Below are 23,261 nucleotides of genomic sequence, written 5' to 3'. Positions count from 1 at the left end.
ACGATATCCCTATTCGTTAGGCCGCCGAGCGGCCTTCTTCATCAGCCTGAGCAGCCAGGAACTGGTCCGGATTGTTCAGTACAACAATTGTGGGCGTCTGGCCTTCGGGCCAATGACGATGGCCGGCGGGGACATGATCCACTCCACCAGCGTTCCAGGGGTGGCATTTGGCGAGCCTCTTGGCTGCAAGCCAGCTACCCTTCACGGCGCCGTGCACCGTCACTGCTTCCAAGGCGTAGGCCGAGCAGGAGGGAAAGAAACGGCAAACCTGGCCGTACAGGGGCGAGATGACCTTGCGATACGTCTTCAGCAAGAGAATGAGGATGTTGCGCGGCAAATCCCAAAGGAAGGTGCCCACCGCAGCGGACAGATTCCTCGAGGGAACCTGTCCGGAGGGCGCGCTTGAAGAAGGAACGACGGCGGTGCTTATGTCATGCACGCGGTGTCCCTTCCGTTGTGGTGCCGTTGTGTTCAGTCGAAGCGTTGCGTGGAGCTGAACCACTCAATCGCTTCGTCGTCACTGCCAGTGCGGCGTTGTAGTCCGAGAGCAGTTGCTCCCAGCTGGCAGATGCAGCTGCGGGCAACGCCCGGACCACGACCGCCAGACCCGTTCCATGCGTGTGCAAGGAAAGTGCGCCTGCTTCTCTCAGTCTCCTCTTAACGAGGTTCCTGGTCACGGCGTTCCCGACGGCTTTGGAGACAATGAAGCCGATTCGACTCGGCTCCCCGGCCCCGATAGAGGCCGTATATAACACTAAGTTCCGGCGTCCATTGCGGACGCCGGAACGTACAGTTGTTGAAAAGTCGGTAGACGTCCGCAGACGGTTAGGGGTGGCTAGCACCGTCGAACCCGCAAAAAGACCCTGACCGACAAGTCAGTTATTTACGCCGACAGTTCGACGCGGCCCTTGCCGCGACGGGCAGCCAGGATGGCGCGGCCGGCACGGGTGCGCATACGAAGGCGGAAGCCGTGCTTCTTGGCCCGACGGCGGTTATTCGGCTGAAAAGTCCGCTTGCTCACGTTAGTTACTCCAGTGGATCAAAGGTGCGCCCACCCGATCAAAAAAGGGGAAGAACTGGCCGACGCTAAGTTTTGTATGTGCCTGCCGCCGTTGCCTCCCGCACGGTGAACGTACGGAGTTACAACTGATCTCAAAAGCGGACACAAAGGACTTCACAACGTTAGGGCAAAAAGGCACCCACAGTCAAACCGGGAGCCTGCCGGAGGCCTATCCACAGCTGTGTCCAACCACCGTTCCCAACCTGTGGATGAAGTGGCTCACAGGCCACTTTCCAGAACCACACCGGTGTAATTATCCACAGGCAACTTCCCAGCTATCTTCTAGCGATTTCATCCCCTAGAGTGGCTCAGTAGCCCATTGTCCACCCGCTGTGTATAACTCTGTGGATTATTGCCCAGAACAGCGCCGCCGGAGTGACTTCGGCTGCCAGCAACGCCGGCAAGCAAGTATTTAGGAACTGATTGATGACAGTAGACGAAGCCAACCACGCCAACACTGTCGGAAGTTCCTGGCGCAGGGTGCTGAGCCTCATGGAACAGGACGACCGGGTTTCACCCCGTCAGCGCGGTTTCGTCATCCTCGCCCAGGCTCAGGGCCTCATCGGTTCAACTCTGCTGGTGGCCGTACCCAACGAACTCACCCGCGAAGTCCTCCAGACGCAGGTCAAGGACGCTTTGGATGATGCCCTCCGCAATGTCTTCTCGGACGACATCCGCTGCGCAATCGACGTTGATACCGATCTGGTGCCCGTCCACGCTGAGCCGGAACCCGTCGTCGAACTTTCTGCTGTTTCCGACTTCGCCGAGCCGAAGCCGCAGCCCACACCCCCGAGTACCTCGCATGAATTCGGGCGCCTGAACCCGAAGTACATTTTCGATACTTTCGTGATCGGTTCTTCCAACCGCTTTGCACACGCTGCGGCAGTGGCTGTGGCGGAAGCGCCGGCGAAGGCCTACAACCCGCTGTTCATCTACGGTGATTCGGGTCTCGGTAAGACCCACTTGCTCCACGCGATCGGTCACTATGCCCGCCGGCTCTACAGCGGGATCCGGGTCCGCTACGTGAACTCCGAAGAGTTCACCAACGACTTCATCAACTCCATCCGTGACGATGAAGGCACCAGCTTCAAAACCACGTACCGCAACGTGGACGTGCTCCTGATCGATGACATCCAGTTCCTGGCGGGCAAAGACCGGACCCAGGAAGAGTTCTTCCACACGTTCAACGCGCTGCACAACGCCAACAAGCAGGTTGTGATCACCTCGGACCAGCCGCCCAAGATGCTCGCCGGCTTCGAGGACCGCATGACATCCCGCTTCGAATGGGGCCTGCTGACGGACATCCAGCCGCCCGAACTCGAGACGCGCATCGCTATCCTCCGCAAGAAGGGTCTTAGCGAGGGTCTCTCGGCACCGGACGATGCCCTGGAGTACATCGCTTCGAAGATCTCCAGCAACATCCGTGAACTCGAAGGCGCTCTGATCCGCGTTACCGCCTTTGCGAGCCTCAACCGCCAGCCCGTGGACGTAGCCCTTGCCGAGATGGTCCTCAAGGACCTGATCACTGATGACGGCGCCCAGGAAATCACGGCAAAGCAGATCCTCGACCAGACTGCCGACTACTTCAAGCTCAGCATGGAAGAGCTTTGCAGCAAGTCCCGCACACGGACCTTGGTCACTGCGCGGCAAATAGCCATGTACTTGTGCCGCGAGCTGACGGACATGTCGCTGCCCAAGATCGGGCAGGAGCTCGGTGGACGCGATCACACCACAGTCATCCATGCGGACCGCAAGATCCGCGAGCTGATGGCAGAGCGTCGTGTGATTTACAACCAGGTCACCGAGCTGACCAACCGCATCAAACAGCAGCAGCGCGACTCCTGAACCCACATCGCACCCGCCACTACATACCTTATTAACAGGTGCATGTGGATAAGCCTGTGGATACTTAAGGGGACAAGCGTGCTTAATGGGCTTAAAACCCTTAAGCCGTCTGTGGATCGTTAAAAACGGCCCTGGGAGTTGTCCCCATCCACACCCTGTTTAAAACCCAGTTAACGCACAGTCCGTGAACAGGGCTTAACCGCGGAACTGCGCGGCGAGATGGGGTTATCCACAGTTTCCACAGCAGTTATTAACACTACGAATCCCAAAAAATTGAAATCCCTCAAATAACAATCTCGTTCTGCCACACTTCGAGCCCGGCCACCGGCCAGGCCGAGGCCAGCCTGCGGCTGTCCACATACGCAGGGTCCGTCCGAACGGGGATGGGTTAATCGCGGATCTTCCGGCTAAGCTGTCAGCAGCGCTCCCATCCTTGGGTCTGTTTGTAGTTCGCTGAGTGCGGACCATGCAGGTTCCGGTGCCGGACTGCGAAGACTTAGCGGACTCCAAGCAGGAATCCGCAGCTATTACATGGCAGCAGCAATGAAAGGCGGCACCCTTCCGTGAAGTTCAGAGTCGACCGCGACGTCCTGGCAGAAGCCGTTACGTGGACCGCGCGGTCGTTGTCTCCGCGGCCGCCCGTACCGGTGCTTTCCGGTCTCCTGCTCAAAGCCGAAGCAGGCACCGTTAGCCTCTCGAGCTTCGACTACGAGACCTCGGCTCGCTTGGAAATTCCCGCAGACATCGCCGTTGAGGGCACCATCCTGGTATCAGGACGCTTGTTGGCAGACATCTGCCGCAGCCTCCCCTCTGCGCCGGTCGAAGTCGAAACCGACGGAAGCAAAGTCACACTGAGCTGCCGCCGAAGCAGCTTCCACCTGGCCACCATGCCTGAATCCGAATACCCGGCACTCCCGGCTTTGCCGGCAATCAGCGGCACCTTGCCTGGTGATGCTTTTGCCCAGGCCGTTTCCCAGGTCATCATCGCGGCCAGCAAGGACGACACCTTGCCGATCCTCACTGGCGTTCGCATGGAGATCGAAGACGATCTCATCACGCTCCTCGCCACAGACCGTTACCGCCTTGCCATGCGCGAAGTTCCCTGGAAGCCCGTCACCCCTGGAATTTCCACCAGCGCTTTGGTGAAGTCCAAGACTCTGAACGAGGTTGCCAAGACCCTCGGTGGCAGCGGCGACATCAACCTGGCCCTGGCTGACGACGACAGCCGCCTCATCGGCTTTGAAAGTGGCGGGCGCACCACCACCTCACTTCTGGTGGACGGCGACTACCCCAAGATCCGCTCCCTTTTCCCGGATTCCACGCCCATTCATGCCACGGTTCAAACCCAGGAACTGGTGGAGGCTGTCCGCCGTGTATCGCTCGTTGCCGAACGCAACACTCCGGTGCGGCTTGCCTTCACCCAGGGTCTGCTGAACCTCGACGCCGGTACAGGCGAGGACGCGCAGGCTTCCGAAGAACTTGAGGCCCAGCTTTCCGGCGAAGACATCACCGTTGCCTTCAACCCGCATTACCTCGTTGAAGGCTTGAGCGTCATCGAAACCAAGTACGTTCGCTTCTCCTTCACCACCGCCCCCAAGCCGGCCATGATTACGGCCCAGGCTGAAGCGGACGGCGAAGACCAGGACGACTACCGCTACCTCGTGATGCCGGTCCGCCTTCCCAACTAATCGGCAAGCACCCACCCGCTTTCGCAGAAAAGAGTTTGCACTGTGCACATCGGACTGATCGGCCTTGGAAAAATGGGGTTCAACATGCGGGAACGCATGCGGAACGGCGGCATCGAGGTCACGGGTTTCGACCGCAATCCGGACGTCACCGATGTCGCGTCAGTGGATGAACTCATTGCCGCTCTGCCCACTCCGCGACTCGTGTGGGTCATGGTTCCGTCAGGCGCCATCACCGATTCTGTCGTGACGGAACTCGGCGACAAGCTCAGCCCCGGCGATCTGGTGATAGACGGCGGCAACTCACGCTTCACCGAAGATCAGAAGCACGCTGCTGCACTCGCGGAGAAGAGCATCCGCTTTGCCGATTGCGGAGTTTCCGGCGGTGTGTGGGGCTTGGAGAACGGTTACGGACTCATGGCTGGCGGGGCCGATGAAGACATCGAGCTTGCCATGCCGGTCTTCGATGCCTTGCGCCCTGAAGGCGAACGCGCGGACAGCTTCGTTCACGTTGGCGGAGTCGGCGCCGGCCACTACGCCAAGATGGTCCACAACGGCATCGAGTACGGCCTCATGCAGGCCTACGCGGAAGGCTACGAACTACTGGCAGCCAAGGACATCGTGAAGGACCTTCCGGGGACGTTCCGTGCGTGGCAAAAAGGAACCGTCGTCCGGTCCTGGCTCTTGGATCTTATGGTCAAAGCACTGGACGAAGATCCTGGTCTGGCCTCGATTGATGATTACGTTGAGGACTCAGGCGAAGGCCGCTGGACGGTGGAGGAAGCCATTGCCAACGCTGTACCGGCTCCGGCAATCACGGCTGCACTGTTCGCCCGTTTCTCTTCCCGTGAAGACAACTCTCCTGCCATGAAGATGGTTTCCGCCCTGCGCCATCAGTTTGGCGGGCACGCCACCCGTCCGGCCAACTAGGCCGCAGGAGTCCTGCAAACGGCGTGTACCTAGAACATCTTTCGCTGACGGATTTCCGCAGCTATGCACAGGTTGACCTGAAGCTCGGCCCCGGCGTGACTGTCCTGGTTGGTTCCAACGGAATCGGCAAGACAAATCTGATGGAAGCCATCGGGTACCTGGCCACGCTGAGTTCACATCGGGTGAGCACGGATGCGCCTTTGCTCCGCTTCGGCGCAGAGCGCGCCATGATCCGTGCCAGGCTGGTCCGCGGAGAGCAGTCAACGGTCATCGAGCTGGAGATCAATGCCGGACGCGCCAACCGGGGCCGCATCAACCGAAGCAACCCTGTCCGCGCCAGGGATATTTTGGGCATCTGCCAAACAGTATTGTTCGCGCCGGAGGACCTGGCGCTCGTCAAGGGTGACCCGTCGAACCGCAGGCGCTTCCTGGATGAGTTGTTGGTCAGCCTTGTTCCGCGCCATGCGGCCACTCGAAGTGACTACGATCGCGTCCTGAAGCAGCGGAACGCCCTCCTGAAATCGGCCCGTGCCGGCAAATTCACCGCCGGCCACGAAGCGACACTGGATGTTTGGGACCAGCACATGGCCCGGGCAGGTGCCGAACTCCTGCACGCCCGCCTTGAACTCGTGGAACGATTGCGTCCCCACTTGAACAACGCTTATGCGCAGCTCACCGACGGGTCCAAGGACGCCGGTGCCATCTACAGGTCAACCATCCAAGGCGTCCTGGACGACGACGGCGGCCCGGCCGATCACGGAACGGAACCTTCGCCGTCGGTTGATGACCTCCGGCTCTTGTCGGTAGACGAACTCACTGAACGCTACATCCAGGCTTTCGCAATGTCCCGGAAAAAGGAACTGGAGCGTGGGATTTCGCTGGTAGGTCCGCACAGGGATGAACTTGAACTTATCCTGGGCCAAGCCCCCGCCAAGGGCTATGCCTCCCACGGCGAAACGTGGTCCATGTGCTTATCCCTGCGGCTGGCTTCCTACTATGTGATGCTGGATGATGCCCGCACCGGTGGCACCGCGCCGATTCTCATCCTGGACGATGTTTTTGCCGAACTCGATGTCCAGCGGCGGCGTAAACTTGCTGCAATAGTTGCCGGTGCCGAGCAGGTACTGGTGACTGCCGCCGTCGACGCAGATATCCCTGAGGAGCTGGCCGGACGGCGCGTAACCGTTGTTCCGGGAGGCATCGATGGCGAAGGATAGCCGCGACGGACTTCAACCTGGACGCGATCCGGACGAGATTGATGCTGCCCAAGCGGCCCTGAACCGCATGCGCGAGGCCGCTGCAGCCCGGGGAGAAGTGCGGCAGAGAGCCCCACGGCCTGGTTCTGCCCCGAAACGCAAGGGCCTGCGCGATACAAGGGGTTTTGCCCAGTTCCACGGCAGCGGCAGGGATCCCTTGGGCCTGGGAAATGTGGTTGGCCGTCTGGTGGCTGAACGCGGCTGGACGTCTCCTGTGGCGGTTGGCTCTGTCATGGCGGAATGGGAGACCCTGGTTGGTGCGGATATTTCGGCCCACTGCACCCCGGAGAGTTTCACCGATACAACCCTGCATGTGCGATGCGATTCCACGGCATGGGCCACGCAACTGCGGTTGTTGAGCAGCAGTTTGCTGGAGATGTTCCGCAATGAGCTCGGCGAAGGGGTGGTCACCAGCATCCAGGTGTTGGGGCCCTCGGCTCCGAGTTGGCGAAAAGGCGGGCGAAGTGTCAATGGTCGGGGCCCCAGGGACACGTACGGCTAAACGGCGTGCAGGGCGATTGAACGCCCCTGAGCCGTATGGACCCCCATCGGGACCACCGCAGGGCCATTGCAGATAGGGCCAGTGGCCTCCCATGGGCATATTCAGCTCTCGGCTGCCCCCGTATTTGCAAGGATTCACGCGTATCCACGATAGAATTGGCGTAGATCACTGAGCGCCGGTGAAACGTCGTCCAGGTCCTGAATCCACTCTGGTGGCATCGGAGACCCCTTCGTCGGAGTAATCGGCGCAATCAGTCACGTGCCCGTTGGCGGCCGCGGTTCACTGCGGGCAGCACCGGGAACGGCCGACATCGAGTACAGAGGAGTCGAAAGCGCCTGTGGCTAACGACAATGCAGAGACCTTGGCAGTAGAGCCCGAAGAGGAGACTGTTCCCAAGCCTGACACGCCCACGGAGGCGCCCAGGGAGTACGGTGCCAGCGACATTACCGTGCTGGAGGGCCTCGAAGCCGTGCGCAAACGCCCCGGCATGTACATCGGTTCTACGGGTCCCCGAGGCCTGCACCACTTGGTCTATGAAGTGGTGGACAACTCTGTTGACGAGGCCCTTGCCGGCTATTGCAGCCACATCGAGGTCACCCTTCGCGCTGATGGCGGCGTCCGGGTTGTTGATGATGGCCGCGGCATCCCGGTGGACATTCACCCGACCGAAGGCAAGCCCACGGTTGAAGTTGTCATGACCATCCTGCACGCTGGTGGCAAGTTCGGCGGCGGCGGTTACGCAGTATCCGGTGGCCTGCACGGTGTGGGTATCTCCGTGGTCAACGCACTGTCGCGTCGCGTGGACACGGAAGTCCGCCGTCAGGGTCACGTTTGGCGCATGACCTTCGCCGACGGCGGCAAGCCCCAAGGCGAACTCGTTCAGGGTGAAGCCACGGACGTTACTGGAACGTCCCAGACGTTCTACCCGGATGGGACCATCTTTGAGTCCACCGAATTCGATTTCGAGACGCTCCGCGCGCGCTTCCAGCAGATGGCCTTCCTGAACAAGGGTCTGCGCATTACGTTGACCGATGAGCGTCCCGTTGCACGCGAGGGCGACGACGATCTTGATCTCGATGCTGTTGCAACCGAAGGCGAAGTCGCCGCAGAGCACCGCACGGTGGTTTACCAGTACCCGGATGGGCTGCTGGACTACGTTAAGCACCTTAACTCGAACAAGAAGGTGGAAATCGTCCACGAGGACGTCATCGCTTTCGAGACCGAAGACACTGAGCGGCACATCGCCGTCGAAGTTGCCATGCAGTGGACCACCGCTTATTCGGAAAGCGTCCACACCTATGCCAACACCATCAACACCCATGAGGGCGGAACGCACGAAGAAGGCTTCCGCGCCGCGATGACCTCGCTCATCAACCGCTATGCGCGTGAGAAGAGCATCATCAAGGAGAAGGAAGACAACCTGACCGGTGATGATATCCGTGAAGGTTTGACGGCGGTTATCTCAGTCAAGCTGTCCGAACCGCAGTTCGAGGGCCAGACCAAGACCAAGTTGGGCAACTCCGAGGTCAAGGGCTTCGTCCAGCGCGTGGTCACTGACCAGCTGGGTGACTGGCTGGAACGCAACCCCGGCCCCGCCCGCGACGTGATCCGTAAGGCCATTTCGGCTGCCCAGGCGCGCATGGCTGCACGGAAGGCCCGCGACAATGCCCGCCGTAAGAGCCCGTTGGAATCGTTCGGCATGCCCGGCAAGCTCTCCGACTGCTCCTCAAAGGATCCCTCGCGCTGCGAGGTCTACCTGGTGGAGGGTGACTCTGCAGGCGGTTCGGCCAAGCGCGGCCGCAATCCCGAGACCCAGGCCATCCTGCCCCTGCGCGGCAAGATCCTCAATGTTGAGCGTGCCCGCTTGGACAAGGCCCTCGGTAACGCGGAAGTCCAGTCCATGATTACGGCTTTTGGAACGGGCATCGGCGAAGATTTTGATATCTCAAAGCTCCGCTATCACAAGATCGTTTTGATGGCCGATGCTGACGTTGATGGCCAGCACATCACCACGTTGCTCATGACGCTCCTGTTCCGGTACATGCGCCCCCTCATCGAGAACGGCTATGTTTACCTCGCCCAGCCGCCGCTGTACAGGATTAAGTGGTCCAACGCTGCCCACGATTACGTATACAGCGACCGTGAACGCGATGAAACCATCCGCAAGGGTGCCGCCATGAACAAGAGACTTCCCAAGGACAACGGCATCCAGCGCTACAAGGGTCTTGGCGAGATGGACTACACCGAGTTGTGGGACACCACCATGGACCCGGACCGCCGCACGCTGTTGCAGGTCACCATGGACGACGCACTGGCCGCCGATCAGACATTCTCAGTCCTGATGGGCGAGGACGTTGAATCACGCCGTAACTTTATCCAGCAGAACGCCAAGGACGTCAGGTTCCTCGATATCTAGGGGCTCATAAGGCCACCGAATATTCCAGAACTGACATATACCTGAAACGGAAAACTTAGATTATGAGTGACGAAACTCCCGAAGTCCCGGCGGAATCCAACGCCGAGGACGTCATCCTTGAGGGCGATGTGCTGACTGACCGCGTGGAGCAGGTGGACCTGCAGACGGAAATGCAGCGGTCCTACCTCGATTACGCGATGGCCGTCATCGTCGGCCGTGCCCTTCCGGACGTCCGTGACGGTCTTAAGCCCGTACACCGCCGCGTCCTGTACGCGATGTTCGACGGCGGATACCGCCCCGACCGCTCGTTCAACAAGTGCGCACGCGTGGTGGGCGACGTCATGGGTACGTACCACCCGCACGGTGACATGGCGATCTACGACGCCTTGGTCCGGCTGATCCAGGACTGGACCATGCGCTACCCGTTGGCACTGGGCCAGGGCAACTTTGGTTCGCCCGGTAACGACGGCGCTGCCGCACCGCGTTACACCGAAACCAAGATGGCCCAGCTGGCCATGGAAATGGTCCGCGACATCGACGAGGAAACCGTCGATTTCCAAGACAACTACGACGGCAAGAACCAGGAACCCACCATCCTGCCGGCGCGTTTTCCCAACCTGCTGGTCAACGGATCCTCGGGTATCGCCGTCGGCATGGCGACGAACATTCCGCCCCACAACCTCCGCGAGGTTGCTGAGGGTGTCCAGTGGGCGCTCGACAACCCCACGGCGACACGCGAAGAACTCCTCGAAGCACTCTTGTTGCGCATCAAGGGACCTGACTTCCCCACGGGCGCCACCATCCTGGGCCACAAGGGCATCGAAGACGCCTACCGTACCGGCCGCGGCTCCATCACCATGCGCGCTGTGGTCAATGTGGAGGAACTTCAGGGCCGTACCTGCCTTGTGGTGACCGAGCTGCCCTACCAGGCAAACCCGGACAACCTGGCCATCAAGATTGCTGAGTTGGTCAAGGACGGCAAGATCTCCGGCATTGCGGATCTCCGCGATGAAACCTCCGGCCGTACCGGCCAGCGCCTGGTGATCGTGCTCAAGCGCGACGCCGTGGCCAAGGTGGTCCTGAACAACCTTTACAAGCACACGCAGTTGCAGGACAACTTCTCGGCGAACATGCTGGCGATTGTCGACGGCGTCCCGCGCACCCTGAGCTTGGATGCCTTCATCCGGCACTGGGTTGCGCACCAGATGGACGTCATCGCACGCCGTACCCGCTACCGCCTGCGCAAAGCCGAGGAAGAAGCGCACATTCTCCGTGCACTCCTGAAGGCCTTGGACATGCTGGACGAGGTCATTGCCCTCATCCGTGCTTCCAACACCACGGAAGCAGCCCGCGAAGGGCTCATGGAGCTCTTGGAAATCGATGAACTCCAGGCCCGCGCCATCCTGGATATGCAGCTCCGCCGCTTGGCTGCCCTGGAACGCCAGAAGATCCAGGACCGGCACGCGGAACTCGAAGCGATGATCGAGGAATACAACGCGATCCTTGCTTCGGAGGAACGCCAGCGCCAGATTATCAGCGAAGAACTCGCGGAGATCGTAGCCAAGCACGGCGATGACCGGCGCACGCATATCCTGATGGGCTTCGATGGCGACATGTCCATGGAGGACCTGATCCCCGAAGAGGAAATGGTTGTCACCATTACCCGCGGCGGCTACGTCAAGCGGACTCGAAGCGACAACTACCGCTCGCAGCAGCGAGGTGGCAAGGGCATCAAGGGTGCTCAACTGCGCGGCGACGACGTCGTGGAGCACTTCTTCGTGACCACCACCCACCACTGGCTGCTGTTCTTCACCAACCTGGGCCGGGTTTACCGCGCCAAGGCTTACGAACTGGCCGAAGCCGGACGTGATGCCAAGGGCCAGCACGTTGCCAACTTGCTGGCCTTCCAGCCGGATGAGCACATCGCACAGGTCCTGGACCTGCGGGACTACCAGCAGGCCCCGTATCTGGTGCTCGCCACCAAGAACGGCCTGGTCAAGAAGACGCGGCTGGAGGATTACGACACCAACCGCACGGCCGGTGTTATCGCCATCAACCTGCGTGACGAAGATGAGCTCGTCTCGGCCCAGCTTGTCAGCGAGACCGATGACCTGCTTCTGGTGTCCCGCAAGGGCCAATCAATCCGATTCACAGCGACCGATGACGCACTGCGTCCCATGGGCCGCGCTACATCCGGTGTGACGGGTATGAAGTTCCGTGAAGATGACGAACTCCTGGCCGCTGACGTGGTCCAGGATGGCTCGTTCGTCTTCGTGGTAACCGAAGGCGGTTACGCCAAGCGGACCGCTGTGGACGAATATCGCCTGCAGGGACGTGGTGGCCTGGGCATCAAGGTGGCCAAGCTCGCCGAAGACCGTGGGGACCTTGTCGGCGCCCTGATCGTGCAGGAAGAGGACGAAGTTCTGGTGGTCATGGAGGGCGGCAAGGTTGTCCGCTCGGCCGTGACAGGCGTCCCCGCCAAGGGGCGCGACACCATGGGCGTCATCTTCGCCAAGCCGGATAAGAATGACCGCATTATCGAGGTTGCGCGCAACAGCGAACGCGGTTTGGAAGGCGAAGAGTCCGAGGACGGACTCGACGATGACGTAACGTTGGCTGCAAACGACGGCGTCCCCGAGGCGACCGCAACGGCCGAAACGGAAAACGACGCAGACCCGGAAATCGAAACGGGCGCGGAGCTGAACGAAGACAACACCGGAGGTAACGAGTGAGTAATTCCGACTCATATCCCAAGCCGAGCACAGGTGTCCCCGGCGGACTCCGGCAGCCCTCGGGCAGCGCACAGCCAGGAACGCCTGCGCGGCCCCAGCAGCGTCCCGGAACCGGGTCCACCGGTTCCGGCGCAGCTGGAGCGCGGCCCGCAAGCGGAACTAATTCCGCCCAGCGGCCGGCAGGAGCTCCAGGACAGCGTCCGGCCCAGGCAGGTCAGCGACCCGCCGGCGCTCCGGGACAGCGCCCGGCCCAGCCCGGACAGCGCCCAGCGGGTGCCACGGCCCAGCGTCCAGCCCAGGGTGCCCCGGGCTTGGTAAAGCCGGCTCCCAAGGCCAAGGTTCGCCGTGCACGCCTCCTGGTCAGCAAGGTTGACCCGTGGTCCGTACTGAAGATGGCGTTCCTGCTGTCTGTAGCTCTGGGCATTGTCACGGTAGTCGCCGCGATCGTGCTCTGGACTGTGCTGGATCTCACGGGCATCTTCAACCAGGTGGATAGCTTGCTGGGAACCCTCGCGGGTTCCGAGGGCAGCGGATTCGAACTGAAGAAGATTGCTTCCCTGGGCCAGGTGGCGTCTTTCGCCACCATCATTGCGGTGGTGAACGTGGTCCTGTTGACCGCGCTCTCCATGCTTTCGGCAGTCCTGTATAACATTTCTGCAACGTTGGTTGGTGGCGTGGGCGTCACCCTGACGGACGACTAGTGAAAAACCGCGGAAATACGCCGAAATTGGCGGAAAACCTCCGCGAAAATGCCTCGATTTGAGATCGGGCCGGGATGTGCTGTACAGTCATATCTCGGCCCGATGAGGCATCGGGGCGTATAGCTCAGGCGGTTAGAGCGCTTCGCTGATAACGAAGAGGTCCCAGGTTCAAGTCCTGGTACGCCCACGGAACCTACAAGGTTCAGGTAACACTGAATCGGAATGAGGTGCTTGTGAAGAAGTTGCTGGTAGTTGTAGCAGCGGCGATCGCAGGTGTCCTGGTCTATAAAAAGGCCCAGGAATCCGAAGCCCGGAAGGATGTCTGGAGCAAGTCAACCGACACGGTCGACTAGCTGCGGAGTACGGTTGGAACTGGTAAATACCGGTCCTGACATGGGGTATGATTGACGGGTTGCTTCTTATGGGGGCATGGCGCAATTGGTAGCGCACCTGCTTTGCAAGCAGGGGGTTCGGGGTTCGAGTCCCCGTGCCTCCACCATAAGAAAAGTCCCGGTCAGAAATGACCGGGACTTTTGCTTTTAACCCTATTCCCTGCAAACACCGTGGTCAGAAGCCCTTTCCCACGACGGAGCGGCTCATTCTTCACGTCGAAACGTACTGAGCAGCCAGGTTTTAGGTGGCGATATGGTCAATGAAGGAAGTGGTGCGTGTCGGGTTCAGCGCCCGCTATGAGCCACGAGCTGGCGTTCCCAGTCGATTGACAGGTCGTGAACCGAGGTCCCGAGGCGAGCGACGTATGCCGCCCAGTTTCCCTGACTCCTGAGATCGCATCGCGATGGGAACGGCAGGCGCACGAGCCAGAGCGGATAACGGCGGCTTCTCAGTCTTTCCAGCTCAAGCTGCTTCGGCTGACCGCCGACCCGCGTCGGATACAAAATGACCGCCAGATCGGAAACCGGCCCTCCGAGAGTCGCCAGGTGGCTATAGGCGAACAGTTGGTAGCCGTCTGATGAAGTCGGCGCGGTCCCGGTGCCGAGCTTGTACTTTGCGTCCGCGACCACCACGCGCCGACCGGAGCGAAGCATGAAGTCCGGGAAGGATGTGGTTGCAGGCTCCGGAGGCTCGATGCCTTCGGGCGCCCGCGCCACCCAGGGAGCCGGCACGCTTACGCCTTCGCCGGGCTGGGCGTCCCGGCTAACCGCGATGGTCACGAAGGCGCTCTGCAGTGCCAGCTCCATGCACTGCTCCCAGAACTTCTCAGTCGAGACGTGAATCAGGAGGGCATCCGTGCTGCTGGCTCCGGAATCGGGCTCGACGGCCCAGTCGCGGAGGACCGGCATTGCGGCGTCGATCGCAGGCTTCCAGATCTGGTCAAGCGGTCCCAGCCAGAGGTGCTCGGCGGTCAAAAGTGCTTGCTCCCGGTCGATCAGGGTGACGCCCGAGAGGTAGCGGAGCAGATGCACGGCGCGAGTCTGCAGTCGTGGCCGCAGTGATGCGATCTTGCGCGGCAGGCGGTCATTCCCGACCACGCGGAGCGCCGAGGCCACGACCCGCAGGAGCGGGGTGTCCGTCGTAAGCTCATCGAACGTTGATTCGACCCGAGGGGTGCCCGTCGCGAGCGAGTACAGGAGGCTGTCGTCGCGCAGCCGTCCGCGGGGCATCTCGAGCGTCTCCGTCCGCTCTGAGTAGCGAGGGCGGACACGGAAGATAAGGTTTTCCACGACCGAAAGCAACCGTTCCTGCGTGAGGAGCCGCAGGAGGGAGGGCGCGAACGCGCCCTCGAAGGTCAGCGGGCTGCTCGTCAGGCTGCCCCGCTCGGCGAGCAACATCAGGTCGAGGAGCTCGCGGAATGGATCGCCGGCGATGGCAGGAGCGGTCTGTGGATCGTCTGGCGGAGCCCCGAGGGCCAGCAAGTCGGCCTGCTGGCCCGAGACGTCCATGAGGCCGATCGTGATCGCCCCGATCGAGGCGGACGAGGTGCTCAGGACGGCCAACTCCGTCTCGTGCATCACGACATGCGTGGTCGAGCCCGGCACATGGTCGTAGTCGCGGACGACCTTTGCCTTGGCGGACCACGGCTTCGGCAGTACCGTCACCGTCACCCTGCCGCCGGCCCCGTCGGGGAGGACAACGAAACCGGAGCGGGTCCCGCGGGGGCTCGCCTTGATCCAGAGCCGAGGGTCGCTATTGGTCACCATCGTCGGCGTCCTCGGCGTCGGGCTCGTCCGACGTCTCCGGCGCGACGAACTCGGAAGCGGCCCCGACCGGAATGTCGACGACAGTTAGACCGCGCGTGAGGCCGTAGCCCTCCTCGGTGATCGCCAGCGAAAGGCTGGCCAGGAACCGGTCGAAGGACTCCCAGCGGTCCGCGACGTCGTTGGCGTTAGCGGCCTCGAGCCAGGCATTCCTGGTCTCCTTTGCGAGGAGATCGGTTGCGCCGACCTGGGTCGCAGTGTCGATGAGCTGAGGCAGGATCGCGTATCGCCAAATCATCCATTCGGCGTCTTCGTCGACGGTTGGCCCTGGCGTCTGCGAGGCCGCCAAGGTTGCTATGTCGATCTCCCCATAGGCTCGGCCGCCCGAGCCAGGTGTCCGGGCGTGCCATCCCGCAGCGCCAGAACTCACGGATTGGAGAGCCGCAAGAACGCTCGCTGTCCGGTCGAGCAGGATCAGCTCGAACGTGTCATCGTCGCGGCGCAGCCACACATGGATGTGCTGCTCCATGCCGTCGTCCGGGACGGCAGAAAGGATCCCCTCGTCCAGCGCTGTTCGGCCTTGGTACTTCAGGCGCACATTGCTGCCACCCTTGTTGTACTCGATCGTGTTGCCGACGAAGAGCTTCCCGGCGACGGCGATGTCGAACGAGTCCTGACTGCCGGGGCCGGAACGCACTGTCGCCGGGGTGCCGCCCGAAGCCATCGGGTAGAAGCTCTCCACCAGGCCGCGGCGTGAAGGTGTCTGGTCGGGCAGGTCAAGCTGGTTGTGGTTGAACCCCCACATCTTGCTGACTTCGAGCCATAGTCCTCCGACCACGTTCGGCTGTGATGCAGCTTCTCGGACCACAGCAAGCGGGTCATTGGCGTCAGCGACCGAGCCTTCGGTGGCCGCCACGCCGAAGAGGTAGCTGTGGCCGAGCATTGCGTTCGGACCGAGGCATCGTCGGAGGGCCTCGTTGAGATTGGTCAGCTGGTCTATGGAGCGTTCGACCCGCTCGACCGCATCTGAGCCGTCCGTCTCTGCGATGCGCTGCCGCAGCGCCTCGCCGACCAGTGGTTCCACTCTGATAAACCCGAACCGGCGGCGCAGGGCCGAGTCCAGGGGCGCGATCGAGCGGTCGGAGGTGTTCATCGTGCCGAGCAGGTAGACGTTGCTCGGCACCGAGAAGAGTTTCCCTGAGTAAGGCAGCGTGACTTCCATGCCGCCGATCCAATTCGACCCATCCCATGTAGTCCGCTTACTAGACTCCATCGTGAGCAGCAGGTCGCCGAAAACCTTGGGGACATTAGCGCGGTTGAGCTCGTCGATCAGGATCAGATAGTCGGAGGCATGATCAGCGGACGCGTTCGCGATCACTTCCCGCAGGAAGCCGTCCTTTCGGACGAAGGAGCTCTTCGCGTCGTCGTAGCGTAGCCCCTCGACGAACTCCTCGTATGTGGTGCTCGGGTGAAGCGTGATCGCGTAGTTCCCGCGGCCGTTGCCCACCAGTTTCCGGCCGGTCTCGTTTTCCCAGGCTGCTACCACCGCGCTGACGACATGGCTCTTTCCGGTCCCCGGCGGTCCCTCCAGGACAGCGTTCTTGAAGCGCCGCAGCACACGGACCGTCTCGAGCGCCAGTTCCATCAGCCCCACCTATCTGTCGCAGCAACCCTATTTGCAAAAACGTCCGATCCGGCGGCACGCGAGGACCACTTGCCGCGCGAGCGGTGACTCAGCGCCTGTTCGGCGAGAGCCTGCAGTCTCTGTGGACGGAGCTCGTCCCACTGCCCGGGAGCCAGAGCACCAGCCACTACCTCATCGATGGCGAGCTGCAGGTCTCCTGAGTGCTCCATCATTGCATCACGCCCCAGCCGGGAAAGCTTCGCGACGTCTTCGGCCGAGAGAACGGGGAGGGCCATCCGCCTCAGGTCCGTCGCCTCGATCTTGAGTGCGCCGCCGCCAAGCACCGTGCACGTAGCTTCGAGGTTGGCCCAGACCCAGCTGGAGTTCAGCAGAGCGAGCAGCGCCTCGGCGGGCATGGCGTCGGGCTCGGTAGGCCAGAAGCCCGAGAAGTTGGCGTCGATAACGGTTCTGGACGGATTAAGATACGTCCTCGGGCGTCCGCCGCAAACGCGACCAAGGAGCAGCGCCGGCCTGTGGCGGACGGTGAGCTCCGGCAGCTGGTACCAGAACCTGACCGGGCGACCGGTGCGGTCCATCTTGCTGTTCGTGGCAACGGCCGCGAGGTCGGGAAACAGTTTGGTCGGGTCCTTCGCGGACAGGGGAGTGCTCGCGACTTGTGAGATCCACCTTCCGACGGCTGCCGGGAGGACCTGCACTTCTCCCGATCCCATTCGCTTTAGGTCCGCAGCGGTGACCCAGCCGCGGAGGTTCACGACGCGGGACTGGAGCAGGGAGGCGTCGACGGCGAGATGATCACCGAGATCGCTCTGGCGACGGACTGCAGGAAGCAGGCACTCGGGCGGGATCGGCAGCGATTCCACGCCCCAGCGGGGAGCCGGACACACGACGCCGTCGACCACGCTGACGTAGAAGAAGTCGTTCGCGCCGCTCCTGAGGCCCTGTCCGGCCCGCCAGCCGTACGACGCGAGCGTCCGTGTGGCGAGGGCGGCAGGACCCGTTCCGATCGCCACTGTTACCCGCGCCGGGACATGGACCGTCTGCCCTGATGACGCCACGGAGAGGTCATGCTCGACGTGTGCGGTGAGTCCGGTGGTGACCGTGGTCGAACTGCTCGCCGTCACGGCGCGCAGGGCCGTCGCGACGGCCGCCTCGGAAGCCAGGGATCCTCTCAGGGATCCCTCGGTGTCGAGATCGCGAGTGGCTCGCGCCCTCACGACCGAGTGACCGGCGGTCCGAGCCGCGACGGGCCGTCTCCTGGCCACTACGAGCTGGGTGCGCACCTGGGCGTCCTCGAACCACGTCGCGTCGCCGTCCTCGACGATCGCCTCGACGTCGAACGCTCCGTCAAGGAGTTCTCGCACGGCGTGCGCGTAGTTGCGGCTCAACCATGCCTGCGGGGCGACAACGGCTAGCATGCCGCCCTCTCGTACCATCGCGGCGCTCAGGATCCAGGCGGGAACGGCGACGTCGGACGTGCCGGGGTAGCTCCTGGCGGCGCGTGTCCACAGTCCGCGAGCAGCGTCGGGGAGGTCCGGCCGGTTGGTGATCGCTCGCAGTAGTCCCGCTCGCACGGATTCGGCCGACGGTACGCTGATGCCGTCGACGTTGCCCTTCGACTGGTATCGGATATACGGCGGGTTGGTGATCACAAGGTCGAACTGCTCAGAGGGCAGCTCAGTGGAAAACGCGTCGCCCACGACCAACTCAGTGCAGCGCACGCCCTCGAGCGCTGCGCGGGCCTGTGCCACTGCCAGCGGGTCTAGGTCTAGCCCGAAGACCCTGTCGGGTCGTGCACCGACCGAGAGACAGGACCGAAGGAGGTCCGCAGAGCCGACCATCGGGTCGATGATGGTCTTCGCGGACTCGGCACCGGCCAACGCCGCCAGCAGTCGGCCAACGCGCTGATCGGTGAAGTACTGCCCTAACTGCTTCTTCCTGACGGTGTTCAGAACGGTCTCAACGCTCAATCGAGCCCCCGTATCTGGTACACGGCTCGGGCATCCATCGTGATGGGGACTCCGCTCATCAACGCCATTCCGATGAGCTCCGAGTAGCGGTGTTGCTGCTGGCGGGCCGTGACCGGCAGGCTGCGTTCGACCATGGCCAGGTCGCTCATCGTCGGGACGTTCTGCCGCACCGCGGCCACTCGCGGGCGTCTTTTCACGCGGAGCAGCGGGTCGCCGCTGACGGCCAGGTGTCCGTTCACCTGCTTGAAGCTGGCCTGCGTCTTGTCGAGGATGCTCGCCGCTGTGACCGCCAGGCCGGCGTCAGCAAGGCTCGCGGTGAGCGCCTGCCAGACGGTGGCCTGGGACGAGTGGAACACGAGTGTCGCGTCGGCGTCCGGCTTCATGACGCGTGCGACCTCCAAGAACACCGACGTCAGCAGTGCCTGGTACTCGCCTACGCCCTTGCCTTGGGAGGGAGAGATGATCGCTTCTTCCTCGGTTTTGGTGGTCTGACCCAGCCACAGCTCGTTGACCTGGTTGATCTCCGAGTAGGGGATGTAGCCGCCGAATGGCGGATCGGTGAACACGTAGTCGACCGACTCGTTCGGCAGGTGCAGGTCGGCGCTGCTCCCTGTGACGATGGTCGCGTCGCCTGAGAGGCCGTGCAGCAACTCGAAAGCGGCCGCGAACGTCTTGATCTTACGCCTGATGCCCGTGAAGACGTTCTTCTCCACCGGCAGTCCGCTGACGTACATGACGCCGGACTGGGCACCGGTGACAACGAAGTCCTTGGAGTTCTTCTTAAGCACGACGCGGGTCATGAGTGTCGAATGGGCGGCGTTGTAGGAAAGTACGAGCAGCTTCAGCGCCTCGCGGAGTTCTTCCGGCTCGCGCTCGATCAGCTGCCACAGCGTAGCCAGCGCACGGAAATTGCGGGCGGTGTAGAGGTGATGGAGGTGCGTCATGCCCTGGTGGTAGCCGTTGCGATGGAGGTCACCCCAGTGCAGCGGGACGATCGGTGCGCCCAATGGCAGGCCGCGGGCAAGAGCGTCGTCCTCGACCCTGCCGTCTTCATCGGTCGCTCGCCTGCTCCAGTTGCCGGTCGACGAGGTGCCGTATACCTTCCACGGCATCCGGCGGCGACGCCGGTTCGTCTCGCCGGTCCAGGGGTCGACCACGTCTTCCAGCACGCGCGGCCAGTCGTCGGGCGAGCCTGTATGGCCGCAGACGCAGCTGAAAGTGTCGTCGAACCGCAGGGGCTCGTAGCGGACACGTGTATCCGCATAGGTGGTTTCTGCTCCGCAGCGGGGGCACTGCACGATGTCGCTCCAGATGATCTGGCGTACTGTCCCGTCCCGGCCGTCGGGCCCCGCGGCGTCGTAGAGTGTCGGCTCGAGCGCCGAGGCAGCGTCCACCAGGCGCGCTGCGGCGGCCTTGAACGCCTCCGGTTCGGGGGCGGCGGTCATGACCCGCGAGAGTAGCGTGCCGATCTCCGAGAGTTCGTAGACGGTGGCGTTCCGCGCACCCCAGCGCGGTTCCAGGCCGCGTTCGCCGGCCATCGACACCATGCGGTCGGTCGGTCGCTCGCAGAGCAGTGCGGCAATACCGGTGGTTCCCGAGCCGCCGAAGACGTCCAGGACGTGGTCGCCGGGCTCAGTATGGCATGCGATGAACAGCGCGACGCTTTCCGCCGAGATTTTGGTGGGATACGAGAACGCGTTGTAGAGAGCGCCGGTGCGGCTTGCGGGCAGCGGCGACGCATAGAGGGCCTGAAGCTCATCCGTGCTCATGATGCCTCATTCTCGTCCTGGTCCGTCCGGGAACGCCCGGTCGGACGAATGCGTATCTCGCTGTGGTCCTCGCTGAGGGCGAACTGGAGTTCGCTTCCCACGTCGAGGTTCAGGGCACGCAGAAGCTCGACAGGTATACACACCTGCCGCACCTTTGTCAGGGCACGAGGGCCGTACCAAACCACCTGCTCTGGAACCACAAGCTCAAGCTAACACAGTTATTAGATTTCTTAGAATTTATAGAGATATTAGAGCTAATAGATTGTCGAACTTCGCCATGGTGCCGAGAGCCAGGGCAGGCGCTCTGAGCTTCGGCGCCGAACGGTGGCGAGGATGATTCGGGCTTGGGTGGGTGCTCGGCTCTGCTCCGACACTAAGAGCAGCCACCGACACTGAAAGAACGGGTTGGATCGACCTTGGAGGTTGGTGGTCGCGTACATTCGTTCCAGGGCGATCCGTTGGATCGCCCGCGATTTGGTTCAGACGACGAACTGCAATACAAAGCAAGAGGAAGAAGCGACCCGCCGATGACGCTGACGCTCGAACCGATCCTGCACAGTGCAGGCATCGATCCCACGGCGGCCCTGGCGATTCGCCACGCCTACGTGCGAGAGCACGAGGACACCGGACTGCCGGGCATCCATTCCGACTCCACCGACGCGGAGATCCTGGCGTACACGAGCGAGCAGTCCGCGAAGCCGCACATTTTTCCGGTTTCTCCGCCCGGGATCTGGGTCGTTTTCATACGGGAAGGGGGCAACCGCGCCCGGCTCTGGTCGGTCCTTGAGAACCGCGGGGAGACGTCGAACGACGGAGCTTTGCGCACCTTCGACCTAGTTGAGTCGGAGCATATGGCCGAGCTCAGGAATCGGCTCGTGATCGGCTGGAGGTCGCCGCGCACCTGGCGACTCAACGGCCCCACGGCCGCCGGCTACCCGGTCATGGAGATCGCCGACGCGCAGCCGGTGCCGTTCCCGGGCTTCGACGGGCTCGTGCTGGATCACGCGCAGCTCCAGGCTGTGATGCGCGAGCATCGTTACGCCTCATGGCGCACTGCGCTGACGTCCGTTATAGGCGTCAATTTGATCACTGATACCAGGGACGGACGCCAGTACGTCGGCAAGGCCGAAGGAGATGAGAGCATCCGACAGCGCTGGAGCGCGTACGCGACCAACGGTCACGGCAGTAACGTTGAGTTGCGCACCCTCGACCCGACGACCTTCCGCTTCTCGCTGCTGCGGGTGTTCGACCCCGCGACGCCCACCCGACAGATCGACGCAGCGGAGAGCCACTACAAGCATGCCTTCGACACGCGAACGCACGGCCTTAACCGGAACTGACTTCCGAATGCGGAGGATGGTGCCGCCGGAGCTAGCAAGTTGGTTTTCGTCGGAAGCCGCCCAGTCGCCGGATGCCGCGCACAGGCTTGACGAAATCCGGCAGCGGACAAGGTGAATCGCGTCGTTCGTCTGGGCTCCGCCTTGTCCGGGCCCTTGGTCGTCTAGCCTTATCAATGCCGTCCTTGTCTGGCCGGGAGAGGCCCCCTTCCGCATCGAGTCTCAAGGTCAAGGGCCACAAATTCTGCAGCCGTCAGTCGGACCGGGCCGTGTCGCTACGCTCTCGTAACGCCACCTCAAGCGCGGCGGCATAAGACATGTCCGGGAACTCCCGCCACGTGTAGCGTTGCCAGCGGGACGGATGCCTGGGAGCACCGCCCACCCACCAAGAAGGAAGTGAGAGAGCCGCGATACGTCCCTCTAGCCAGTCCACCTGCCCGCGGAAGTGCAACCTGGCTGGCCCAGTCGGGGGATTAGTGCCGTAGGCAAGCAGGACTGCGGAAGCCGACGACAGTCCTGCCTCTAAATCTCCGCGAGCAGCAAGCCACCCCGCTGGCTCAACGCCTAGTACCGACACGTCACCGGAGCGATAAGACGAGCCTCCAAACAAATTTACGAGCCGAGCTTCCTCAAATCCGAGGATGTCCCGTGCCTGCTCCACTCTATTCAGAGTCCGCTTGCCACTTGTCTGCGAGGGAGGATTGCTCCCAATTACCAAGAGCAGTCGAGCGGGCTTCATCCTCTTACCTTAGAGCCATCATTTCGGCCGGAGACTATTTCCTAGCCCGCGAGCGACGTTGAGTTGATTAGTCCACTTGGAGACCGTGACTGCGGACCAGCCGACTTGGGACATCCGGGGAATGTTCCCGATTACCGGACCCAATTCAGGACGCCAGATTGTGTCTCAGCGCATGCGCTCGGCGAGTTGGTCGAAGAACTCGGCGACCATTTTGTCTGCACAGTCCCTCATCAACTCGGCCCCGCCAAACCGCTAGATCTCGTAGCCGGCGAGCCTCAGCCGTCGGTCCTCGGAGACCAGCTCGCTGTAGAGGGCTGGGCTCGCGGTATCGCCGTTCGCATAGTGCTGCTTCCCGTCGACTTCGAGAACCACGCGATGCCTGCTGGAGAACAGGATAAGGAAATCCATCCGCTGCCGCGCCAACGGGCTGCCGCTCTGGCCAGCAGATCGGCGAGCCGACTGGGTTGGTCATTGTTCGTGGCATTTCTTTCGCTGGCATCATCAGCTGCGGCGGTGTGGTT

The 23,261-nt window shown here is 62.2% G+C and carries 19 protein-coding genes and 2 tRNA genes; 12 read left to right on the top strand and 9 right to left on the bottom strand.

What is annotated here, in order from left to right:
• Nucleotides 1–16 precede the first annotated feature (16 nt).
• From yidD to rpmH, 3 genes are all read right to left on the bottom strand, one after another.
• Entirely contained in the window at nt 17–370 is a 354-nt protein-coding gene (gene yidD, locus BLW08_RS13685) for a membrane protein insertion efficiency factor YidD (protein WP_254779881.1), read from the bottom strand.
• A 61-nt stretch (nt 371–431) separates the two neighbouring features.
• Nucleotides 432–842, bottom strand: a complete 411-nt coding sequence (gene rnpA / locus BLW08_RS13680; RefSeq protein WP_090822139.1) for a ribonuclease P protein component — start codon at nt 840–842, stop codon at nt 432–434.
• A 41-nt stretch (nt 843–883) separates the two neighbouring features.
• A complete protein-coding gene (gene rpmH, locus BLW08_RS13675) occupies nt 884–1,021 on the bottom strand; it encodes a 50S ribosomal protein L34 (RefSeq protein WP_011776797.1) in 138 nt (45 codons plus the stop codon).
• Between the two features lie 465 nt (nt 1,022–1,486).
• Between rpmH and dnaA the strand changes: the two genes are divergently transcribed.
• From dnaA to BLW08_RS13625, 11 genes are all read left to right on the top strand, one after another.
• Nucleotides 1,487–2,905, top strand: a complete 1,419-nt coding sequence (dnaA, locus tag BLW08_RS13670; RefSeq protein ID WP_024818846.1) for a chromosomal replication initiator protein DnaA — start codon at nt 1,487–1,489, stop codon at nt 2,903–2,905.
• A 563-nt stretch (nt 2,906–3,468) separates the two neighbouring features.
• Nucleotides 3,469–4,593, top strand: a complete 1,125-nt coding sequence (gene dnaN / locus BLW08_RS13665) for a DNA polymerase III subunit beta (RefSeq protein ID WP_090822140.1) — start codon at nt 3,469–3,471, stop codon at nt 4,591–4,593.
• Nucleotides 4,594–4,635: 42 nt separating this feature from the next.
• On the top strand, nt 4,636–5,520 hold the full coding sequence (gene gnd, locus BLW08_RS13660) for a phosphogluconate dehydrogenase (NAD(+)-dependent, decarboxylating) (RefSeq protein WP_090822142.1): 885 nt from the start codon (nt 4,636–4,638) through the stop codon (nt 5,518–5,520).
• Nucleotides 5,521–5,543: 23 nt separating this feature from the next.
• Nucleotides 5,544–6,737: a DNA replication/repair protein RecF gene (gene recF / locus BLW08_RS13655; RefSeq protein WP_091325750.1), complete on the top strand. Its 1,194-nt coding sequence runs from the start codon at nt 5,544–5,546 to the stop codon at nt 6,735–6,737.
• Nucleotides 6,724–7,278 carry a DciA family protein gene (locus BLW08_RS13650; RefSeq protein WP_091325749.1) on the top strand — a complete coding sequence of 185 codons (555 nt, stop codon included), beginning with the start codon at nt 6,724–6,726 and terminating at the stop codon, nt 7,276–7,278. Before recF ends, BLW08_RS13650 begins: the two co-directional genes overlap by 14 nt.
• Before the next feature lie 337 nt (nt 7,279–7,615).
• Nucleotides 7,616–9,694 carry a DNA topoisomerase (ATP-hydrolyzing) subunit B gene (gene gyrB, locus BLW08_RS13645; RefSeq protein ID WP_090822149.1) on the top strand — a complete coding sequence of 693 codons (2,079 nt, stop codon included), beginning with the start codon at nt 7,616–7,618 and terminating at the stop codon, nt 9,692–9,694.
• 62 nt (nt 9,695–9,756) lie between these two features.
• On the top strand, nt 9,757–12,426 hold the full coding sequence (gyrA, locus tag BLW08_RS13640) for a DNA gyrase subunit A (protein WP_139244902.1): 2,670 nt from the start codon (nt 9,757–9,759) through the stop codon (nt 12,424–12,426).
• Nucleotides 12,423–13,127 (top strand): DUF3566 domain-containing protein, encoded by a 705-nt coding sequence (locus BLW08_RS13635; RefSeq protein ID WP_090822151.1) that lies wholly within the window; start codon nt 12,423–12,425, stop codon nt 13,125–13,127. The genes gyrA and BLW08_RS13635 overlap by 4 nt, the downstream gene beginning before the upstream one ends.
• A 113-nt stretch (nt 13,128–13,240) precedes the next feature.
• Nucleotides 13,241–13,314 (top strand) — tRNA-Ile (locus tag BLW08_RS13630).
• A 46-nt stretch (nt 13,315–13,360) separates the two neighbouring features.
• On the top strand, nt 13,361–13,480 hold the full coding sequence (locus BLW08_RS24040; RefSeq protein WP_217639245.1) for a DLW-39 family protein: 120 nt from the start codon (nt 13,361–13,363) through the stop codon (nt 13,478–13,480).
• A gap of 70 nt (nt 13,481–13,550) precedes the next feature.
• Nucleotides 13,551–13,626, top strand: a tRNA-Ala gene (locus tag BLW08_RS13625).
• A 178-nt stretch (nt 13,627–13,804) separates the two neighbouring features.
• Here the strand turns inward: BLW08_RS13625 and BLW08_RS13620 are convergent.
• From BLW08_RS13620 to BLW08_RS13600, 5 genes are read right to left on the bottom strand one after another with little or no spacing between them, the layout of a single operon-like run.
• Nucleotides 13,805–15,286 (bottom strand): 5-methylcytosine restriction system specificity protein McrC, encoded by a 1,482-nt coding sequence (locus BLW08_RS13620; protein WP_091325747.1) that lies wholly within the window; start codon nt 15,284–15,286, stop codon nt 13,805–13,807.
• The gene (locus BLW08_RS13615) at nt 15,273–16,928 is read right to left on the bottom strand and encodes an McrB family protein (protein WP_091325746.1); all 1,656 of its coding nucleotides are present in this window, start codon (nt 16,926–16,928) and stop codon (nt 15,273–15,275) included. Before BLW08_RS13615 ends, BLW08_RS13620 begins: the two co-directional genes overlap by 14 nt.
• On the bottom strand, nt 16,928–18,895 hold the full coding sequence (locus tag BLW08_RS13610) for an N-6 DNA methylase (RefSeq protein WP_091325744.1): 1,968 nt from the start codon (nt 18,893–18,895) through the stop codon (nt 16,928–16,930). The genes BLW08_RS13615 and BLW08_RS13610 overlap by 1 nt, the downstream gene beginning before the upstream one ends.
• Complete coding sequence (locus BLW08_RS13605; RefSeq protein WP_091325742.1) at nt 18,892–20,664, bottom strand: DNA methyltransferase; 1,773 nt, start codon at nt 20,662–20,664, stop codon at nt 18,892–18,894. The genes BLW08_RS13610 and BLW08_RS13605 overlap by 4 nt, the downstream gene beginning before the upstream one ends.
• On the bottom strand, nt 20,661–20,807 hold the full coding sequence (locus tag BLW08_RS13600; RefSeq protein ID WP_139244901.1) for an AbrB/MazE/SpoVT family DNA-binding domain-containing protein: 147 nt from the start codon (nt 20,805–20,807) through the stop codon (nt 20,661–20,663). Before BLW08_RS13600 ends, BLW08_RS13605 begins: the two co-directional genes overlap by 4 nt.
• A 384-nt stretch (nt 20,808–21,191) precedes the next feature.
• Here BLW08_RS13600 and BLW08_RS13595 point away from each other — a divergent pair, with 384 nt between their 5' ends.
• Nucleotides 21,192–22,004 carry a GIY-YIG nuclease family protein gene (locus BLW08_RS13595; RefSeq protein ID WP_091325739.1) on the top strand — a complete coding sequence of 271 codons (813 nt, stop codon included), beginning with the start codon at nt 21,192–21,194 and terminating at the stop codon, nt 22,002–22,004.
• Between the two features lie 988 nt (nt 22,005–22,992).
• Here BLW08_RS13595 and BLW08_RS23875 read toward each other — a convergent pair.
• Entirely contained in the window at nt 22,993–23,148 is a 156-nt protein-coding gene (locus BLW08_RS23875) for a hypothetical protein (RefSeq protein WP_175538700.1), read from the bottom strand.
• Nucleotides 23,149–23,261: the final 113 nt, after the last annotated feature.

This window comes from Arthrobacter sp. cf158, assembly GCF_900106835.1.
GTDB lineage: Bacteria > Actinomycetota > Actinomycetes > Actinomycetales > Micrococcaceae > Arthrobacter.
The sequence above is the reverse complement of the archived record's forward strand: the minus strand, read 5'-3'. Positions and strand labels throughout refer to the sequence as shown.